The sequence below is a fragment of the Enterobacter cloacae complex sp. IR53030 genome, from assembly GCF_049238365.1.
GTDB lineage: Bacteria > Pseudomonadota > Gammaproteobacteria > Enterobacterales > Enterobacteriaceae > Enterobacter > Enterobacter kobei.
In genome coordinates this window covers 198,636-213,897 of record NZ_JBMKHA010000002.1, presented here as the reverse complement: position 1 = coordinate 213,897, position 15,262 = coordinate 198,636, and the positions used below count along the sequence as shown (strand labels likewise).

17 protein-coding genes are annotated in these 15,262 nt (G+C 56.8%); 11 read left to right on the top strand and 6 right to left on the bottom strand.

From position 1 onward, the window contains the following. Window positions 1-14 precede the first annotated feature (14 nt). From urtB to zinT, 5 genes are read left to right on the top strand one after another with little or no spacing between them, the layout of a single operon-like run. Window positions 15-1,589 (top strand): urea ABC transporter permease subunit UrtB, encoded by a 1,575-nt coding sequence (gene urtB / locus ACOTXR_RS02840; protein ID WP_058690761.1) that lies wholly within the window; start codon window positions 15-17, stop codon window positions 1,587-1,589. Then, complete coding sequence (gene urtC / locus ACOTXR_RS02835; protein WP_023330406.1) at window positions 1,589-2,662, top strand: urea ABC transporter permease subunit UrtC; 1,074 nt, start codon at window positions 1,589-1,591, stop codon at window positions 2,660-2,662. Before urtB ends, urtC begins: the two co-directional genes overlap by 1 nt. Next, window positions 2,662-3,459 (top strand): urea ABC transporter ATP-binding protein UrtD, encoded by a 798-nt coding sequence (gene urtD / locus ACOTXR_RS02830; protein WP_058690762.1) that lies wholly within the window; start codon window positions 2,662-2,664, stop codon window positions 3,457-3,459. Before urtC ends, urtD begins: the two co-directional genes overlap by 1 nt. Before the next feature lie 9 nt (window positions 3,460-3,468). Further along, the gene (urtE, locus tag ACOTXR_RS02825; protein WP_014883820.1) at window positions 3,469-4,167 is read left to right on the top strand and encodes an urea ABC transporter ATP-binding subunit UrtE; all 699 of its coding nucleotides are present in this window, start codon (window positions 3,469-3,471) and stop codon (window positions 4,165-4,167) included. A gap of 52 nt (window positions 4,168-4,219) precedes the next feature. Continuing rightward, entirely contained in the window at window positions 4,220-4,861 is a 642-nt protein-coding gene (gene zinT, locus ACOTXR_RS02820; RefSeq protein WP_014883821.1) for a metal-binding protein ZinT, read from the top strand. Window positions 4,862-4,908: 47 nt separating this feature from the next. Here the strand turns inward: zinT and ydeE are convergent, their stop codons facing one another. After that, the gene (gene ydeE / locus ACOTXR_RS02815; RefSeq protein WP_014883822.1) at window positions 4,909-6,102 is read right to left on the bottom strand and encodes an efflux MFS transporter YdeE; all 1,194 of its coding nucleotides are present in this window, start codon (window positions 6,100-6,102) and stop codon (window positions 4,909-4,911) included. Window positions 6,103-6,296: 194 nt separating this feature from the next. Here ydeE and eamA point away from each other — a divergent pair, with 194 nt between their 5' ends. After that, window positions 6,297-7,196 (top strand): O-acetylserine/cysteine exporter, encoded by a 900-nt coding sequence (gene eamA / locus ACOTXR_RS02810; RefSeq protein WP_014883823.1) that lies wholly within the window; start codon window positions 6,297-6,299, stop codon window positions 7,194-7,196. 38 nt (window positions 7,197-7,234) lie between these two features. Here eamA and marB read toward each other — a convergent pair whose 3' ends face one another. The 3 genes from marB to marR are packed head-to-tail and all read right to left on the bottom strand — an operon-like array spanning window position 7,235 to window position 8,321. Further along, window positions 7,235-7,453 carry a multiple antibiotic resistance protein MarB gene (marB, locus tag ACOTXR_RS02805; protein WP_014883824.1) on the bottom strand — a complete coding sequence of 73 codons (219 nt, stop codon included), beginning with the start codon at window positions 7,451-7,453 and terminating at the stop codon, window positions 7,235-7,237. Window positions 7,454-7,486: 33 nt separating this feature from the next. Continuing rightward, window positions 7,487-7,867, bottom strand: a complete 381-nt coding sequence (gene marA, locus ACOTXR_RS02800) for an MDR efflux pump AcrAB transcriptional activator MarA (protein ID WP_008502237.1) — start codon at window positions 7,865-7,867, stop codon at window positions 7,487-7,489. A 19-nt stretch (window positions 7,868-7,886) separates the two neighbouring features. Next, window positions 7,887-8,321: a multiple antibiotic resistance transcriptional regulator MarR gene (gene marR / locus ACOTXR_RS02795; protein WP_014883825.1), complete on the bottom strand. Its 435-nt coding sequence runs from the start codon at window positions 8,319-8,321 to the stop codon at window positions 7,887-7,889. Between the two features lie 256 nt (window positions 8,322-8,577). On the opposite strand from marR, the gene ACOTXR_RS02790 reads away from it, so the two are divergent. After that, window positions 8,578-9,243 (top strand): MarC family NAAT transporter, encoded by a 666-nt coding sequence (locus tag ACOTXR_RS02790; protein ID WP_014883826.1) that lies wholly within the window; start codon window positions 8,578-8,580, stop codon window positions 9,241-9,243. Window positions 9,244-9,337: 94 nt separating this feature from the next. Here the strand turns inward: ACOTXR_RS02790 and ACOTXR_RS02785 are convergent, their stop codons facing one another. Next, the gene (locus ACOTXR_RS02785) at window positions 9,338-10,534 is read right to left on the bottom strand and encodes a sugar transporter (protein ID WP_058690763.1); all 1,197 of its coding nucleotides are present in this window, start codon (window positions 10,532-10,534) and stop codon (window positions 9,338-9,340) included. A 177-nt stretch (window positions 10,535-10,711) separates the two neighbouring features. Here ACOTXR_RS02785 and ACOTXR_RS02780 point away from each other — a divergent pair, with 177 nt between their 5' ends. From ACOTXR_RS02780 to ACOTXR_RS02770, 3 genes are all read left to right on the top strand, one after another. Next, window positions 10,712-11,500: a PhzF family phenazine biosynthesis protein gene (locus ACOTXR_RS02780; protein ID WP_421766977.1), complete on the top strand. Its 789-nt coding sequence runs from the start codon at window positions 10,712-10,714 to the stop codon at window positions 11,498-11,500. A gap of 27 nt (window positions 11,501-11,527) precedes the next feature. After that, window positions 11,528-12,319, top strand: coding sequence for a PhzF family phenazine biosynthesis protein (locus ACOTXR_RS02775; RefSeq protein ID WP_023330414.1), 792 nt, complete (start codon window positions 11,528-11,530; stop codon window positions 12,317-12,319). An 82-nt stretch (window positions 12,320-12,401) separates the two neighbouring features. Beyond that, window positions 12,402-12,884, top strand: coding sequence for a GNAT family N-acetyltransferase (locus tag ACOTXR_RS02770; RefSeq protein ID WP_023330415.1), 483 nt, complete (start codon window positions 12,402-12,404; stop codon window positions 12,882-12,884). On the opposite strand, the gene ptrR is transcribed toward ACOTXR_RS02770, so the two are convergent. Further along, window positions 12,838-13,716 (bottom strand): putrescine utilization regulator PtrR, encoded by an 879-nt coding sequence (gene ptrR / locus ACOTXR_RS02765; protein ID WP_014883831.1) that lies wholly within the window; start codon window positions 13,714-13,716, stop codon window positions 12,838-12,840. The genes ACOTXR_RS02770 and ptrR overlap by 47 nt on opposite strands. Window positions 13,717-13,814: 98 nt before the next feature. On the opposite strand from ptrR, the gene sad reads away from it, so the two are divergent. After that, a complete protein-coding gene (gene sad / locus ACOTXR_RS02760) occupies window positions 13,815-15,203 on the top strand; it encodes a succinate-semialdehyde dehydrogenase (protein WP_058690765.1) in 1,389 nt (462 codons plus the stop codon). Window positions 15,204-15,262 lie beyond the last annotated feature (59 nt).

Sequence of the window (15,262 nt, the reverse complement as noted above, 5' to 3'; positions counted from 1 at the left end):
CAGGGAGACAAGCCATGAACGTCATGCGCACGATCGTCGCTCTTATATGGCTTACCGGACTGCTGCCAGGGATGGCGCAGGCATCGGATGCCGATCGTTTCGTTGCCGCCAGCCGCACCCAGCAGGCGGAATTACTGACGCAGTGGGCCGCCGCGCCGGATGCCGCCAGGCTGCCGCTGCTTCGGGCGTTGCAAAAGGAAAACCTGTATACCGACAGCCAAAAGCACGCTTTTGCGCAGCGTAATGGCGGAATGGTTCCCCTTGGTGAAGCAAAGGCGACTGAAGGGCAGACCAAAGCGATACGGCTGACGAACCGACTGCGCGTACTTGCTGCCACGGCTATCGCAACGCATCAGCTGGTAAGTGACAGTGTCACGGAAAGGCGGGCGGCGGCCCGTCAACTGCAGCGAGATGCGCAACCTGCGATGCTCGCTTTTCTGGAAAATCGGGTAAACCGTGAAACGGATGCGGTAGCGCGTCAGACGCTGCTGCTGGCGGCGGCGAATCTCCAGCTGGCAAGCCCGCAGGCGGAGGTGCGTCGCCACGCTGCTGAACTGTTAGGCCAGTCCGACGATCCGGACGTGGTGTCCCGACTCACCCCGTATACCCAGGCGCAGACCGAGCCGGACGCCGGCGTTCGCGCCGCTGCCGAAGAGAGCCTTAACCAGATAACGCACCGCCTGATGTGGGGCGATCTGCTGGGTCAGGCGTTTATGGGGCTTTCCCTCGGTTCGGTGCTGCTGCTGGCTGCGCTGGGGCTGGCTATCACCTACGGCCTGCTGGGCGTCATCAATATGGCGCACGGTGAAATGCTGATGCTGGGCGCGTATGCCACCTGGATGGTGCAGCAGGCCATGACCAGCCTCGCGCCACAGTGGCTGGCGCTCTATCCGGTTATCGCCTTACCGGTCGCGTTCTGCCTGACGGCGGCAATCGGAATGGTGCTGGAGCGCACCGTGATCCGTCATCTGTACGGTCGTCCGCTGGAAACGCTGCTGGCAACGTGGGGCATCAGCCTGATGCTTATCCAGCTGGTGCGCATGACGTTTGGCGCCCAGAACCTGGAGGTGGCGAACCCGGCATGGCTTTCCGGCGGGGTACAGGTTTTCGCCAACCTGACGCTGCCGTGGAACCGTATTGTGGTGCTGGGTTTTGTGCTGCTGGTACTGTTCTTTACCTGGCTGATTCTGAATAAAACCCGTCTGGGGCTCAACGTGCGCGCGGTGACGCAAAACCGCAGCATGGCTGCCTGCTGTGGGGTGCCGACAGGGCGTGTCGATATGCTCGCATTCGGGCTGGGCTCCGGCATTGCCGGGTTAGGCGGCGTGGCATTATCGCAGCTGGGTAACGTCGGACCGGAGCTGGGCCAGGGATACATCATCGACTCGTTCCTGGTGGTGGTGCTCGGTGGCGTGGGCCAGCTGGCAGGGAGCGTGGCCGCGGCCTTTGGTCTGGGCATTTTCAATAAAATCCTTGAACCACAGATGGGCGCTGTGCTGGGCAAGATCGTGATTCTGGTGGCGATCGTGCTGTTTATTCAGAAGCGTCCTCAGGGGTTATTTGCGCTGAAAGGGAGGGTTATTGACTGATGAGCCAGCCGCTTACCTTAACGCTGGCGCGCAAAGCGCCACGCACAACGCAGATCGCAGGCAGCCTGCTGGTGGCGTGTCTGCTGATCTTACCGTTTTTCGCCTTACTGCCTGCAACGCATCCGCTGGCGTTATCGACCTGGATGCTGACGCTGACGGGTAAGATCCTCTGCTATGCCATCGTTGCGGTGGCGCTCGATCTGGTGTGGGGCTATGCCGGCATGCTGTCTCTTGGGCACGGTATCTTTTTCGCACTCGGCGGTTATGCGATGGGCATGTATCTGATGCGCCAGGCGGCGGGTGACGGTCTGCCCGCGTTTATGTCATTTCTCTCCTGGAGTGAGCTGCCGTGGTTCTGGTGGGGCACCCAACACTTCGCCTGGGCGCTGGTGCTGATTGTCATGGTGCCGGGGCTGCTGGCGCTGGTGTTTGGCTGGTTTGCCTTCCGCTCGAAGATCAAAGGGGTCTATTTCTCGATTATGACCCAGGCGCTGACCTATGCAGGGATGTTGCTGTTCTTTCGCAACGAGACCGGTTTTGGCGGCAATAACGGCTTCACCGGCTTTACCACGCTGCTCGGATTTTCGGTGACGGAAACCTCCACGCGTATTGCACTGTTTCTGGCGACCGTACTGTTGCTGCTCCTGGCGTTGGGGACGGGATTTGCGCTGGCAAAAAGCAAATTTGGCCGAATCCTGACCGCCGTTCGTGACGCAGAAAACCGTCTGACGTTCTGTGGTTACGACCCGCGCGGGTTCAAACTGCTGGTCTGGACGCTGTCCGCGGTGCTGTGTGGCCTGGCGGGGGCGCTCTATGTCCCGCAGGTGGGCATTATCAACCCCGGTGAAATGTCACCGACGAACTCGATAGAAGCCGCCATTTGGGTGGCGCTGGGCGGGCGCGGCACGCTGGTGGGGCCGGTGATTGGCGCGGCGCTGGTGAACGGGGCGAAGAGCTTTTTCACCGTCGCCATGCCGGAGTACTGGCAGCTGTTCCTGGGGCTGATTTTTATCGCCGTCACGCTGTTCTTACCACGCGGTGTCTACGGTCTGTTTCGTAAGGGAGAGAAATAATGCAGCCAACGGAAGGATTATTTACCCGCCAGTTGCCCGGCGACCGCTACCGTGACCAGACGGATCCGGTGCTTCAGCTTGAGGCCATTAACGTCAATTTCGAAGGTTTCCAGGCGCTGACCGATCTCTCGCTGAATATCGGCGTGGGCGAGTTGCGCTGCGTGATTGGCCCCAACGGAGCCGGTAAAACCACGTTGATGGATGTGATCACCGGCAAAACGAGACCAAAAAGCGGGAGGGCTATTTACGATCAATCGATCGACCTGACCGCGCTGGAGCCTGCGGCCATAGCCCGTCAGGGGATTGGGCGAAAGTTCCAGAAACCCACGGTCTTTGAGGCGCTGACGGTGTGGGAAAACCTTGAGATCGCTATGAAAACCGATAAATCCGTCTGGGCGAGCCTGCGGGCAAAACTCAATGGTGAGCAACGCGATCGCATCGATGAGATGCTGGTTTTACTGCGTCTTGGCAACGAACGCGATCGCCGTGCCGGGCTGCTGTCGCACGGGCAAAAGCAGTTTCTGGAGATAGGTATGCTGCTGGTCCAGGATCCGCATCTGTTGCTGCTGGACGAACCCGCTGCCGGGATGACCGACGCAGAGACGGAATACACCGCCGAGTTGTTCAAAACCCTGGCGGGTAAGCACTCCCTGATGGTGGTGGAGCACGACATGGGCTTTGTCGAAACCATTGCCGACCACGTGACGGTATTGCATCAGGGACGCGTGCTGGCCGAAGGCTCGCTTCGCGAGGTGCAGGCCAACGAGCAGGTGATTGAGGTCTATCTGGGGCGCTAAGGAGAGAAGATGTTACAGGTTAACGAACTGAATCAGTATTACGGTGGCAGCCATATCCTGCGCGGCGTCAGTTTTGAGGCCGCCACCGGAGAAGTCACCTGCCTGCTGGGGCGCAACGGCGTAGGGAAAACGACGTTGCTGAAGTGTCTGATGGGGCTGATCCCGGCGAAAACCGGGGAGGTCATCTGGCAGGGTAAGACGATCACCCACAGCAAACCGCACCAGCGGGTACAGTCTGGCGTGGCGTATGTCCCGCAGGGGCGCGAGATTTTTCCGCGCCTGACCGTGGAAGAAAATCTTCTGCTGGGGCTGTCGCGCTTTTCCGCCCGCGAGGCGAAGCAGGTACCGGAGGAGATCTGGCAGCTTTTCCCGGTGCTCAAAGAGATGAAGCACCGCCGCGGAGGCGATCTCTCCGGCGGACAACAGCAGCAACTGGCGATTGGCCGTGCGCTGGCAAGCCGCCCGCAGCTGCTGATTCTGGATGAACCGACGGAAGGCATTCAGCCTTCGGTGATAAAAGAGATTGGCCAGGTGATCCGCACGCTGGCGAACAGAGGCGATATGGCGATCCTGCTGGTCGAGCAGTTTTACGACTTTGCCGCCGAGCTGGCCGACAGCTATCTCCTGATGTCGCGCGGCACCATAATCCAGCGTGGACGGGGTGAAAACATGGCGCAGGAGGGCGTTCGCGGGCTGGTTGCGATTTGAAATGTTATAATATAGCATTCTCATTCTTATAAAACGGAATGAGGGGGTTATTTTGGCTGCACATGCTGGTAAATGGATCATGACTCTGGGGGCGCTGCTGGTCAGCGGCCAGCTGTTAGCGCACTCGCACGGTCATCAGATGACCGAAGCGGAGCAGAAAGCGGCGAACGGCGTGTTTGAGGATAAAGACGTGAAGGACAGAGCGCTGTCTGACTGGGACGGTACCTGGCAGTCCGTTTATCCTTTCCTGTTGGATGGATCGCTGGATCCGGTCTTCAAACAGAAAGCGCAGAAGGATAAAAGCAAAACCTTCGACGAGGTGAAAGCCTATTATCGTAAAGGCTATGCGACGGACGTGGATGCCATTGGCATTGAAAATAACGTGATGGAGTTCCACAAGGGCAAAGCGGTTAGCCGTTGCCATTATAATTACAGCGGCTACAAAATTCTGACCTATGCGTCAGGCAAAAAAGGCGTTCGCTATCTGTTTGAGTGTCAGGATGCCAGCAGCACGGCGCCGAAGTTTGTGCAGTTCAGCGACCATACCATCGGGCCGAAAGCGTCCTCGCACTTCCATATTTTTATGGGCAACACCTCCCACGAGGCGCTGCTGAAAGAGATGGATAACTGGCCGACCTATTATCCGAATGAGATGTACAAAGAGCAGGTGGTAGAAGAGATGTTGCACCACTGATGCTTTATTGCCGGGTGGCGGCTACGGCTTACCCGGCCTACAAGTTGCTACGCTACCTTGGGTGACTCGCACCACGCCTTCACGCTCATCCCACGCAAAATCATCAGCCACGCAATCACGATGGCGACCATCATAATCACAAACAGCGACCAGTGCGGCAGGTTGGTCAGGATAATCCCGGTGATCATCGGGTTTGCGGCCGCGCCCAGCCAGCCCAGCGCCTGTGCGGAGAAATAGCTTGCCTTCATCCCCGGCGGGGCGATGTTGTCGATCAGCATGTATTCACCCGGCGCATAAATAATCTCACCCAGCGTAAAGATCGCGGCAGCGATACCCCAGTAAATCAGATTCTCCCCGGAGAGCATAAAGCCCCCCAGCCCCAGGATAAAAAACAGCGTCGCGGCGGTCATCAGGGGGCGAATATTGCTGGCGGAAATCTTGCGCCCAAGCGCGTATTGCAGCGTCACCACCACGGCGGCGTTAACGGGCAGCACCACGGCGACGACCTTCTGCGCGAAATCGCTGTCGGCGTGGGCGGCCAGAACATACTGCGAAATGCAGCTGGCGAACGATCCGCCCACGTACGACGCGAGCAGGCCGGAGAGGGTGAACCAGAACAGGGCGCGGTCTTTCAGCAACACCGACGGCTGCCAGGGCATTTTTTCCTCGGCGGTATCCAGCGCGACGCTTTTTTGCACAAAGAAATGGATAAACGCGAGCGGCAGCGCGGCGCAAAAAGCGGCCAGCCAGAAGGGCAGCTGTAAGCTGTACATCACCAGCAGGGTGCCGATGGGCGGGCCGACCGTCCAGCCAATGTTCAGGAAGCTATAGTTGAGCGAGAAAACACGCGCTTTTTGGCTTGAGGTGAGCACGTCGGAGAACCAGGCTTTCAGCACCGTCGAAAATACGGAGTAGGCGCAGTTGATCAGGGAAAAGAACAGCACCACCAGCGTGACGTTATCCACCAGCGGGATCGCGACAAATCCGGCAATAAACGCCACGATCGCAATCAGCATGTAGCGTTTTTTATCAAATTTATCCGCCAGAATGCCAAATCCCAGGCTGAACACCACGCCGATGGTCAGCGCAATCGTCAGGGCATAACCAATATTCTCGACGCTCATGTTGTAGACGCGCGTGAGATAAATGGTCATGAACGGCAGCGTCGCTCCCCGACCGATGGTTAACAACAATGACGATGCCAGCAGCGCTGCGGTTGAGCGCCTGAGAGATGGTTTCATATTTCTGCCCGACAGTTGCTTATGCTTTTATTAGAGGTGTGTTAACAGGATTACCATGACATAAGGGGCTTGTATAGCACCTGGTTTATCCGTAAGTGCTTCAGCTGCCTGCCAGAATTAATGATCTTCTCGCAGCGTCCTTTTTTCTGTTACCTTGAAGTGTTAACAAATTATTAATAATTCAGGGGCAGGGTATGACGCGTAAAGACGGACTGCTGGCGTTGCTGGTGGTCGTAGTATGGGGGCTCAATTTTGTCGTCATTAAGCTGGGATTGCACAATATGCCCCCGCTTATGCTGGCCGGTTTGCGTTTCATGTTAGTGGCGTTCCCGGCGATCTTTTTTGTTGCGCGTCCAAAAATCCCGTTCAAATTACTGCTGGGCTATGGCCTGACCATCAGCTTTGGCCAGTTTGCGTTTCTCTTCTGCGCCATTAAGTTTGGTATGCCTGCCGGTCTTGCCTCGCTGGTTTTGCAGGCGCAGGCGTTCTTTACCATCATTCTCGGTGCGTTCGTATTTGGCGAACGTTTGCAGGGCAAACAGCTGGCGGGGATTACGCTGGCGGTGTTTGGCGTACTGGTGCTGATTGAAGCCAGCCTGAATGGTCAGGATGTGGCGCTGCTGGGCTTTATGCTTACGCTGGCGGCGGGGCTGAGCTGGGCGTGCGGGAATATCTTCAACAAGCTGATTATGCAGCACGCGGCGCGGCCGCAGGTGATGTCGCTGGTGGTCTGGAGCGCGTTAATTCCGGTCATCCCGTTTCTGGCGGCGTCGTTTATTCTGGATGGTCCGGATGTGATGCTGAGAAGCCTGGTCGATATCGATTTGACCACGATCCTTTCTCTGATTTATCTGGCCTTTGTCGCCACGATTGTGGGCTATGGGATCTGGGGTTCGCTGCTGGGGCGTTATGAAACCTGGCGCGTGGCGCCCCTGTCTCTGCTGGTGCCGGTGGTTGGGCTCGCCAGTGCGGCGCTATTGCTGGATGAAACGCTGAGCGCGCTGCAGTTGCTGGGGGCCGTGCTGATTATGGCGGGGCTGTATATCAACGTGTTTGGCTTGCGGGTACGGCGGGCGGCGCGCGTCAGAGGCTAGAGCATAAAAAAGCCCCGCAGTGGCGGGGCAAAAACGAATCAGAAGCCGTGCTGATTATAATAAGGCACGCCTAATTCGTCGGATTTGTCGCTACCAGTCCCCATGTGGTTGAAATCATAGGGTGACTGGTCATGTGCTGACGGCAAAATCATCGTGCCACGATTATTTTGCTGCGTTGCACCTGGGGTTTGCTCCGCGAAGGTCTGGCTGGAAAACAGCACCAGCAAGGCGAGGGCGGCGGAGGCGATAACTTTCATGATTTCCTCGGTTACGTCTTTTACAGGCGATGATTAACTACAATGTTTTAACGGATACAGGTATCGGGATTCTCCGGGTACGCTGGTGATTCGGTACTTATGAGGCGGCACGTCAAAATAGTTCTTAAACGTACGCGTCAGGGTTTGCTGTGATTCAAATCCGTAACGCTCTGCCAGATAAAGGATCGGCTCATTGCTTTCTTTCAGTTTCTGGGCAATTTCCGTCAGCTTGCGACTGCGAATATATTGACCTAGTGAATGGCCGGTCTCTTTTTTGAACATCCGTTGCAGGTGCCATTTGGAGTAACCTGAACGCTCTGACACTTTTTCAAGGGAGAGCGGCGATTCCAGGTTATCTTCGATCCAGTCCAAAATGCTATGAATGGTGATAGCGTCAGTATTGCGTCTGGACATCGTCATACCTCTTTTCTGTTTACGGCAGTATTTTCTTCAGCAAAAGCTCAAGGGTTGCCACTTCATCTGCCGTTAAGTTTTTTGTTAGTTCCTGATGCAGTGTTTGTCCTACTAATTGATGACATTGCTCGCACATGGCCGCGCCATCGCAGGTGAGCTTGACCAGCACGCCGCGTTTGTCATTCGGGTTAGGGCTTCGTTCTACCCATCCTTTGCAGACGAGACGATCCAGCATGCGGGTTAACGCACCCAGATCGACAGAGAGCACCTTTTTCAGCTCAACCGGCGTGATACACACTTCGCAGCGAATGGAACACAGCACTTTGAACTGTGTTGCGGTGATATCCAGCGGTGACAGATAGTCATTGAGCAGGCGATCTTTTTTCTGGTTAACCATATGAATAAGACGACCCAGCGGAACAACGTCGTTAAAGATATCACTGGTGCTTTTCACAATGGTTGCCCTGGCAAGTAGTTTAGTCACGGCAGATATTATTGCTCAGGCAAGTATAAGTCAACTGAATGAATCAGCCGATGCCACGAATTGCTAAAACGTTTCATGAACTTTTTTTGAACGCTTTCAAATCATATAGATAACTCAGGGTTATCCTTACTTACGGAAAATAATCGTTACGTTGCGCAGATGGCTTAACGTCACACTTTCCCCCTATACTTGCGGGGATGAATATGGATAAGGACGACGATGCATTATGTTGGATTTAATTAAAGCAGTGAGTCTTGGGCTGGTGGTGCTGCTGCCGTTGGCAAACCCGTTAACGACGGTGGCGCTTTTCCTCGGGCTGGCAGGGAATATGAACAGCGCCGAGCGTAACCATCAGTCAATGATGGCTTCCGTCTATGTGTTTGCCATCATGATGGTGGCTTACTATGCGGGGCAGGTGGTGATGAACACCTTCGGGATTTCCATCCCTGGCCTGCGCATCGCCGGGGGACTCATTGTCGCCTTTATCGGTTTCCGCATGCTGTTCCCGGCGCAGAAAGCGCATGAGTCGCCGGAGGCCAAAAGCAAATCCGAAGAGCTGGAAAGCGAACCGAGTGCAAATATTGCCTTTGTGCCGCTGGCTATGCCGAGCACGGCGGGGCCGGGTACCATCGCGATGATCATCAGTTCCGCCTCTACGGTACGTGATAGCGCCACCTTCCCGGACTGGGTCCTGACGGTTGCGCCACCGCTGATTTTTGCGATTATCGGGATCATTGTGTGGGGGTCACTGCGCAGTTCCGGTGCGATTATGCGCTGGGTAGGCAAGGGCGGTATCGAAGCTATTTCACGTCTGATGGGCTTCTTACTGGTCTGTATGGGCGTGCAGTTTATTATTAACGGCGTGCTGGAGATTATTAAAACTTACCACTGAGGTGATTGCCGGGTGGCGGTTTCGCCTTACCCGGCCTGGGTTATTACAGGCTTGTAGGCCGGGTAAGCGCAGCGCCACCCGGCACAAACAAACGTCACCCGTGCTGACCTTGTTCCTCCAGCGCCACCGGCCATTTGCGGAAGATGAGCACTGACCAGATAAGCGCGACCAGGGCCGGAATAGCGCCCAGATACCCAATCGCCGACATCGAGACATGAAGGCTAATCTGATTTCCCACCAGCGCGCCCGCGCCGATGCCCAGATTAAATATCCCCGAGAACAGTGACATGGCAACGTCCGTCGCGTCCGGTGCCAGCGCCAGCACTTTTACCTGCATGCCAAGGCCTATGATCATGATCGCCACGCCCCAGAACAGGCTCAGGATCGCCAGATGGCTTTCGCTGCCCGCGGCGGGCATCAGCAACAGCAGGCAGGCGAGCAGCAGGCCAATGGCGCCGCTCACAAGCAAGGAAGCATGCTGATTACCCAGCTTGCCAAACAGCACGCTGCCGATAATGCCCGCACCGCCGAGGATGAGCAGTAACAGGGTGGCAAAATTGGCGCTAAAGCCTGCCACCACCTGAACAAACGGTTCAATGTAGCTGTATGCCGTGTAATGGGCGGTCACCACGATTACGGTAAGCAGATAGATACTCAGCAGCGCAGGGCGGCGCATCAACAGCGGCAGGCTTTTCAGCGAGCCAGAGTGTTCGCTCGGCAGCGCGGGCAGCAGCTTAATCAGACACACCAGCGTAACCAATGCCCCCATGCCGATGGCGAAGAAGGTCGTACGCCAGCCGAAGTATTGCCCCACGATACGGCCAATCGGCAGACCCAGCACCATCGCCAGCGCGGTGCCGGTGGCAATCAGGCTCAGCGCCTGGGCGCGTTTACCCGCCGGGGCCAGGCGTATAGCCAGCGACGCGGTGATCGACCAGAACACCGCATGGGCGAATGCAATGCCAATCCTGCTCATGACCAGCACCGTAAAATTCCACGCCATAAACGACAGAACATGGCTGGCGATGAACAACACGAAGAGACCGATCAGCAGTTTGCGCCGCTCCATCTGGCTGGTCAGCAGCATAAACGGCAATGACATCAGCGCCACCACCCAGGCGTAGATGGTCAACATAATGCCGACCTGAGCCGTTTCCATCTGGAAACTGTCGGCAATGTCAGACAACAGCCCAACCGGAACAAACTCTGTGGTGTTGAAAATAAACGCGGCAATGGCCAGCGTGACCACGCGTAGCCACGCAACCCTGCGGGAAACTGTGTTCGTTGTCATAGGGATGTCGGAGATTCGTTGCTGGAAAGAAGAGGAGACGATCTTAAAACGTCAAACGGCGAAAACTCAACCATTATGTGACGCAGATCTCAACATTTACCTTGTGAAAGCGGTAGCCGGGGAGGGTGTTTTCATTGAATATAAAAGAACAACACAACAAAAACAGGCGGTAAGACAATGCAGGAGATTGATTTTTATCTGGTAGATGCGTTCAGCGATACTTCGTTTGGTGGCAATCCGGCGGCGGTTTGTCCGCTGAAAGAATGGTTACCCGATGAAACGCTACTGAAAATGGCGCAACAGCATAATCAATCGGAAACGGCCTTTTTCGTCTGCAGCAAAGGGGGCATTGAGCTACGCTGGTTTACAACGCTCACCGAAGTCAATCTCTGCGGGCATGCCACTTTGGCCGCCGCGTACGTCCTGTTTCATGAACTGGATTACCCCGACTCGCGGATCCACTTCGACACCGCATCTGGCCGCCTGACGGTCAGCCGGGAGGGAGAGTGGATGACGCTGGATTTCCCGGCGTGTCCGACACATAAAGAGACGCCACCGCCAGAGATGATCGCGGCGCTGGGTATCCGCCACTACGTTGACGCCCGTAAAGGACGCGCGTGGGTGATCGTACTGGAAAACCGCCAGCAGGTTGAAGCCCTTATGCCGAACCTGTCTGCGATGACACCGGGTGAGCACAAAGTTAGCGTGACGGCACCGGGCGATGGGGAATATGACTTTGTCAGCCGCTTCTTCTCACCGGGCGTTTCCGTCCCGGAAGATCCGGTCACCGGGTCCGCGCACACGATGCTGATCCCCTACTGGAGTGAAACACTGGTCAACACGACCCTGTTTGCCCGTCAGGTGTCGGCGCGGGGCGGTGACGTGCGTTGTGAACTGAGAGGGGAACGGGTGCTGATGAGCGGTCAGGCGTCGTGCTACCTGAAAGGCACGGTGTATCTGCGCTAAAAACTGATAACAAGAGAGGGAGAGACAATGCAGGAAATTGATTTTTATCTGGTGGATGCCTTCAGCGACAGGGCGTTTGGCGGTAATGCGGCGGCGGTTTGCCCGCTGGAGGAGTGGCTGCCCGATGAGACGCTGCTTAAAATGGCGCAGCAGCATAATCAGTCTGAGACCGCCTTTTTTGTGCGAACCGACGACGGGTTTGAACTGCGCTGGTTTACCACGCTGCACGAAATTAACCTGTGCGGACACGCGACCCTCGCGGCGTCACACGTGATTTTTGAATATCTGGATTATCCGCATACCGAAATTCACTTTACCACGCGCTTCGTGGGCGAGCTGACGGTCAAGCGCAGCGGCGACTGGCTGACGCTGAATTTCCCTGCGTGGCCGACGGAGGCCGTCGATAATCCCCCGGCAGCGTTGTTCTCCGCGCTGGGCATTACAAAGGCGAAAGAGGTACGCGCCGGACGAGACTATATCGTGGTGCTGGAGAGCCAGCAGCAGGTGGAGGCGCTCACGCCGGATATCGCGGCAATGGTTCCGCTGGGGAAAATGGTCTGCGTAACGGCGCCTGGAGAAGACTATGACTTCGTCAGCCGCTTTTTCTGCCCGGGCGAAGGGGTGCCGGAAGATCCGGTTACCGGATCCACACACAGCATGCTGATCCCCTACTGGAGCGAAAAGCTGGGTAAAACGTCACTGAACGCACGTCAGGTGTCGTATCGTGGCGGCGATCTGCGCTGTGAACTGAAGGGCGATCGCGTGTTGATCGCCGGTCAGGCCACGTTGTATCTGAAAGGCCGTATCTTTTTGCGCTAGCCGGGCAGCGCGATAAGTTAATACTATGAAGCACCATGGCAGAGCTGCGCTATTTTAAAATAAAAACAGCAAGGAGCCTGCCATGTATTCCATTACCTCTGAATCCGCTCGTCATCCGGACATCCTCACACTGATTGCAGCCCTTGACCGCTATCAGAGCGAACTCTATCCCGCAGAGAGCAATCATCTGCTCGATCTTTCTGCGCTGCCCGACGCATCGCTTATCCTGATGATCATTCGCGACCAGCAGCTTCAGGCCGTTGGCTGTGGAGCCATCGTGCTTAACGGGGATGGAACCGGTGAGATGAAACGGGTCTATATTGACCCGACCCACCGGGGACAGCATCTGGGAGAGAGGCTGCTGGCTGCTCTGGAAGATGAGGCCCTGAGCCGTCATTGCCACACGGTACGGCTGGAGACAGGGATAAAACAACACGCCGCGGTTCGTCTGTACGAACAGTGCGGGTACGAACTGCGCCCGGCATTTGCCCCCTATGTTGACGACCCGCTTAGCCTGTTTATGGAGAAGGCGCTGGTTGAAGACGTTCGTTTAGCAGCGCTATAAACGCTTCCAGCTGGCGGGTCATCGCCCCCCGTCGCCACACCAGCCAGGTGGTGAGCCAGCGCCAGTTTTCAGCCAGCGGCCAGGCCTCAATCTGATGATGTCCTGGCATACTTTCCAGCATGGAGCGCGGCATCAGCGCGATGCCCGCGCCCGCAATGACGCAGGCGAGCATGCCGTGATAGGACTCCATCTCGTGAATGCGGCCAGGCGTCGCACCGTCTGCATGAAACCAGCTCTCCAGATGTCGGCGATATGAGCAGTTGGCGCGAAAGGCATAAACGTCACTGCCGCTCACCTGCGTGGCGCGTGTGACCTCCGTATGCCCGGCAGGCGTGACCAGCATCATCTCTTCCCTGTAGACCGGCATCCCCTCCAGTTCCGGGTGTGACAGCGGCCCGTCAACAAAGGCGGCGCTCAGCGTTCCCTCCAGTACACCCTCTATCATCGTTCCGGAAGGGCCGGTAGAGAGGGCAAACTGGATGCGCGGATAACGCTGGTTAAACTGCGCCAGCGATTCAGGGATGCGCACGGCGGCGGTGCTTTCCAGCGCGCCAAGAGCAAATAACCCCTGTGGTTCATCCCCCGCGACGACCATACGCGCTTCATCCACCAGCGCCAGAATCTGTCTGCTGTAGCGCAGGAAGTTATGCCCGGCGGGAGATAACCGCAAACGCTGGTTCTCACGAATAAACAGCTCAACGCCGAGATCGGCTTCCAGCTGGCGGATGCGTGTTGTCAGGTTCGAGGGAACGCGATGCACCTTCTGCGCCGCCTGGGTGATGCTCCCCGTCAGCGCGACGGCGTTAAACATTTCAAGCTGGGTTAAATCCATAGCATTCTCGTTTCGTGAATAAGGTGGTTATTATTATTCATTTCTAAGAAATAGCAGAGTGAGCCACAATTAATCAACCGAAATGCGTGGAGAACATCATGACTTATTCATCTGCTACACATGCCCTGTCTGTTAACCCGGCTACGGGTGAAACGATCGCCGCGTATCCGTGGGCGACACAGGAAGAGGTTGAACAGGCTATCGCCCGGGCTGATGCCGGTTTTCGTCAGTGGCGGAGCGAAAGCGTCGCCCGGCGGGCGCAGAAGCTGCGCGATCTCGGTGCTGCGCTGCGTCATCGTGCGGAAGAGATGGCCCGGATGATGTCCCGGGAGATGGGCAAACCGGTTCTGCAGGCGCGGGCGGAAGTGGCAAAATCTGCGGGTCTGTGTGACTGGTATGCGGAACACGGCCCGGCCATGCTGAATGCAGAGCCAACCCAGGTGGAAAACCACAACGCGGTTATTGAATACCGCCCGCTGGGGCCGATTCTGGCGGTGATGCCGTGGAACTTCCCGCTCTGGCAGGTACTGCGCGGGGCGATGCCGATCCTGCTGGCAGGTAACAGCTATCTGCTTAAGCACGCGCCAAACGTGCTTGGCTCGGCGGATCTTATCGCACAGATTTTTGCGGATGCCGGTTTCCCGGAAGGCGTTTTTGGCTGGGTTAATGCCACCAATGACGGCGTAAGCCAGGCGATTAACGACCGTCGCATTGCGGCGGTGACCGTTACCGGCAGCGTGCGTGCCGGGGCCGCAATTGGTGCCCAGGCAGGTGCTGCGCTGAAAAAATGCGTGCTTGAGCTGGGCGGCTCTGACCCGTTCATCGTGCTCAACGATGCTGACCTGGATCTCGCCGTGAAAGCGGCGGTGGCGGGTCGCTATCAGAATACCGGGCAGGTGTGCGCGGCCGCCAAACGCTTTATTGTTGAAGAGGGTATTGCGGATATCTTTACCCAACGCTTCGTCGCGGGCGTAGCCGCCCTGAAGATGGGCACACCCGATGAAGAAGAGAACTACATTGGCCCGATGGCGCGTTTTGACCTGCGCGATGAACTGCATCAGCAGGTTCAGGCCACCCTGGCTGAGGGGGCCACGCTGCTGCTGGGCGGAGAGAAAATCAGCGGCGAGGGGAATTATTACGCGCCTACCGTGCTGGCGAACGTTACGCCATCGATGACGGCCTTCCGCCAGGAGCTGTTTGGTCCGGTAGCGGCTATTACCGTCGCGAAAGATGCTGAGCACGCCCTGACGCTGGCAAACGACAGCGACTTTGGCCTCTCTGCTACGGTCTTCACCGCCGACGCCGCGCTTGCGGATAAATTCTCTCGCGAGCTGGAGTGCGGTGGGGTGTTTATCAATGGTTACAGCGCCAGCGATGCGCGCGTGGCCTTTGGCGGTGTGAAGAAGAGTGGTTTTGGCCGCGAGCTTTCCCATTTCGGCCTGCATGAATTCTGTAACGTGCAGACGGTGTGGAAGAACAGAGTGTAATTCGTTTGTAACGGCCCTCAATTTGAGGGCCACTGTCATTTCTCTGCAATGGTTCTGTC

Excerpts from the sequence above, each read along its gene's own strand:
- ACOTXR_RS02775 (WP_023330414.1), top strand. The coding sequence starts at position 11,528 with ATGCAGGAAATTGATTTTTATCTGGTGGATGCCTTCAGCGACAGGGCG.
- ACOTXR_RS02790 (WP_014883826.1), top strand. The coding sequence starts at position 8,578 with ATGTTGGATTTAATTAAAGCAGTGAGTCTTGGGCTGGTGGTGCTGCTG.
- urtB (WP_058690761.1), top strand. The coding sequence starts at position 15 with ATGAACGTCATGCGCACGATCGTCGCTCTTATATGGCTTACCGGACTG.
- eamA (WP_014883823.1), top strand. The coding sequence starts at position 6,297 with ATGACGCGTAAAGACGGACTGCTGGCGTTGCTGGTGGTCGTAGTATGG.
- ACOTXR_RS02785 (WP_058690763.1), bottom strand. The coding sequence starts at position 10,534 with ATGACAACGAACACAGTTTCCCGCAGGGTTGCGTGGCTACGCGTGGTC.
- sad (WP_058690765.1), top strand. The coding sequence starts at position 13,815 with ATGACTTATTCATCTGCTACACATGCCCTGTCTGTTAACCCGGCTACG.
- ACOTXR_RS02770 (WP_023330415.1), top strand. The coding sequence starts at position 12,402 with ATGTATTCCATTACCTCTGAATCCGCTCGTCATCCGGACATCCTCACA.
- urtD (WP_058690762.1), top strand. The coding sequence starts at position 2,662 with ATGCAGCCAACGGAAGGATTATTTACCCGCCAGTTGCCCGGCGACCGC.
- ACOTXR_RS02780 (WP_421766977.1), top strand. The coding sequence starts at position 10,712 with ATGCAGGAGATTGATTTTTATCTGGTAGATGCGTTCAGCGATACTTCG.
- urtE (WP_014883820.1), top strand. The coding sequence starts at position 3,469 with ATGTTACAGGTTAACGAACTGAATCAGTATTACGGTGGCAGCCATATC.
- marA (WP_008502237.1), bottom strand. The coding sequence starts at position 7,867 with ATGTCCAGACGCAATACTGACGCTATCACCATTCATAGCATTTTGGAC.
- ptrR (WP_014883831.1), bottom strand. The coding sequence starts at position 13,716 with ATGGATTTAACCCAGCTTGAAATGTTTAACGCCGTCGCGCTGACGGGG.
- ydeE (WP_014883822.1), bottom strand. The coding sequence starts at position 6,102 with ATGAAACCATCTCTCAGGCGCTCAACCGCAGCGCTGCTGGCATCGTCA.
- marB (WP_014883824.1), bottom strand. The coding sequence starts at position 7,453 with ATGAAAGTTATCGCCTCCGCCGCCCTCGCCTTGCTGGTGCTGTTTTCC.
- urtC (WP_023330406.1), top strand. The coding sequence starts at position 1,589 with ATGAGCCAGCCGCTTACCTTAACGCTGGCGCGCAAAGCGCCACGCACA.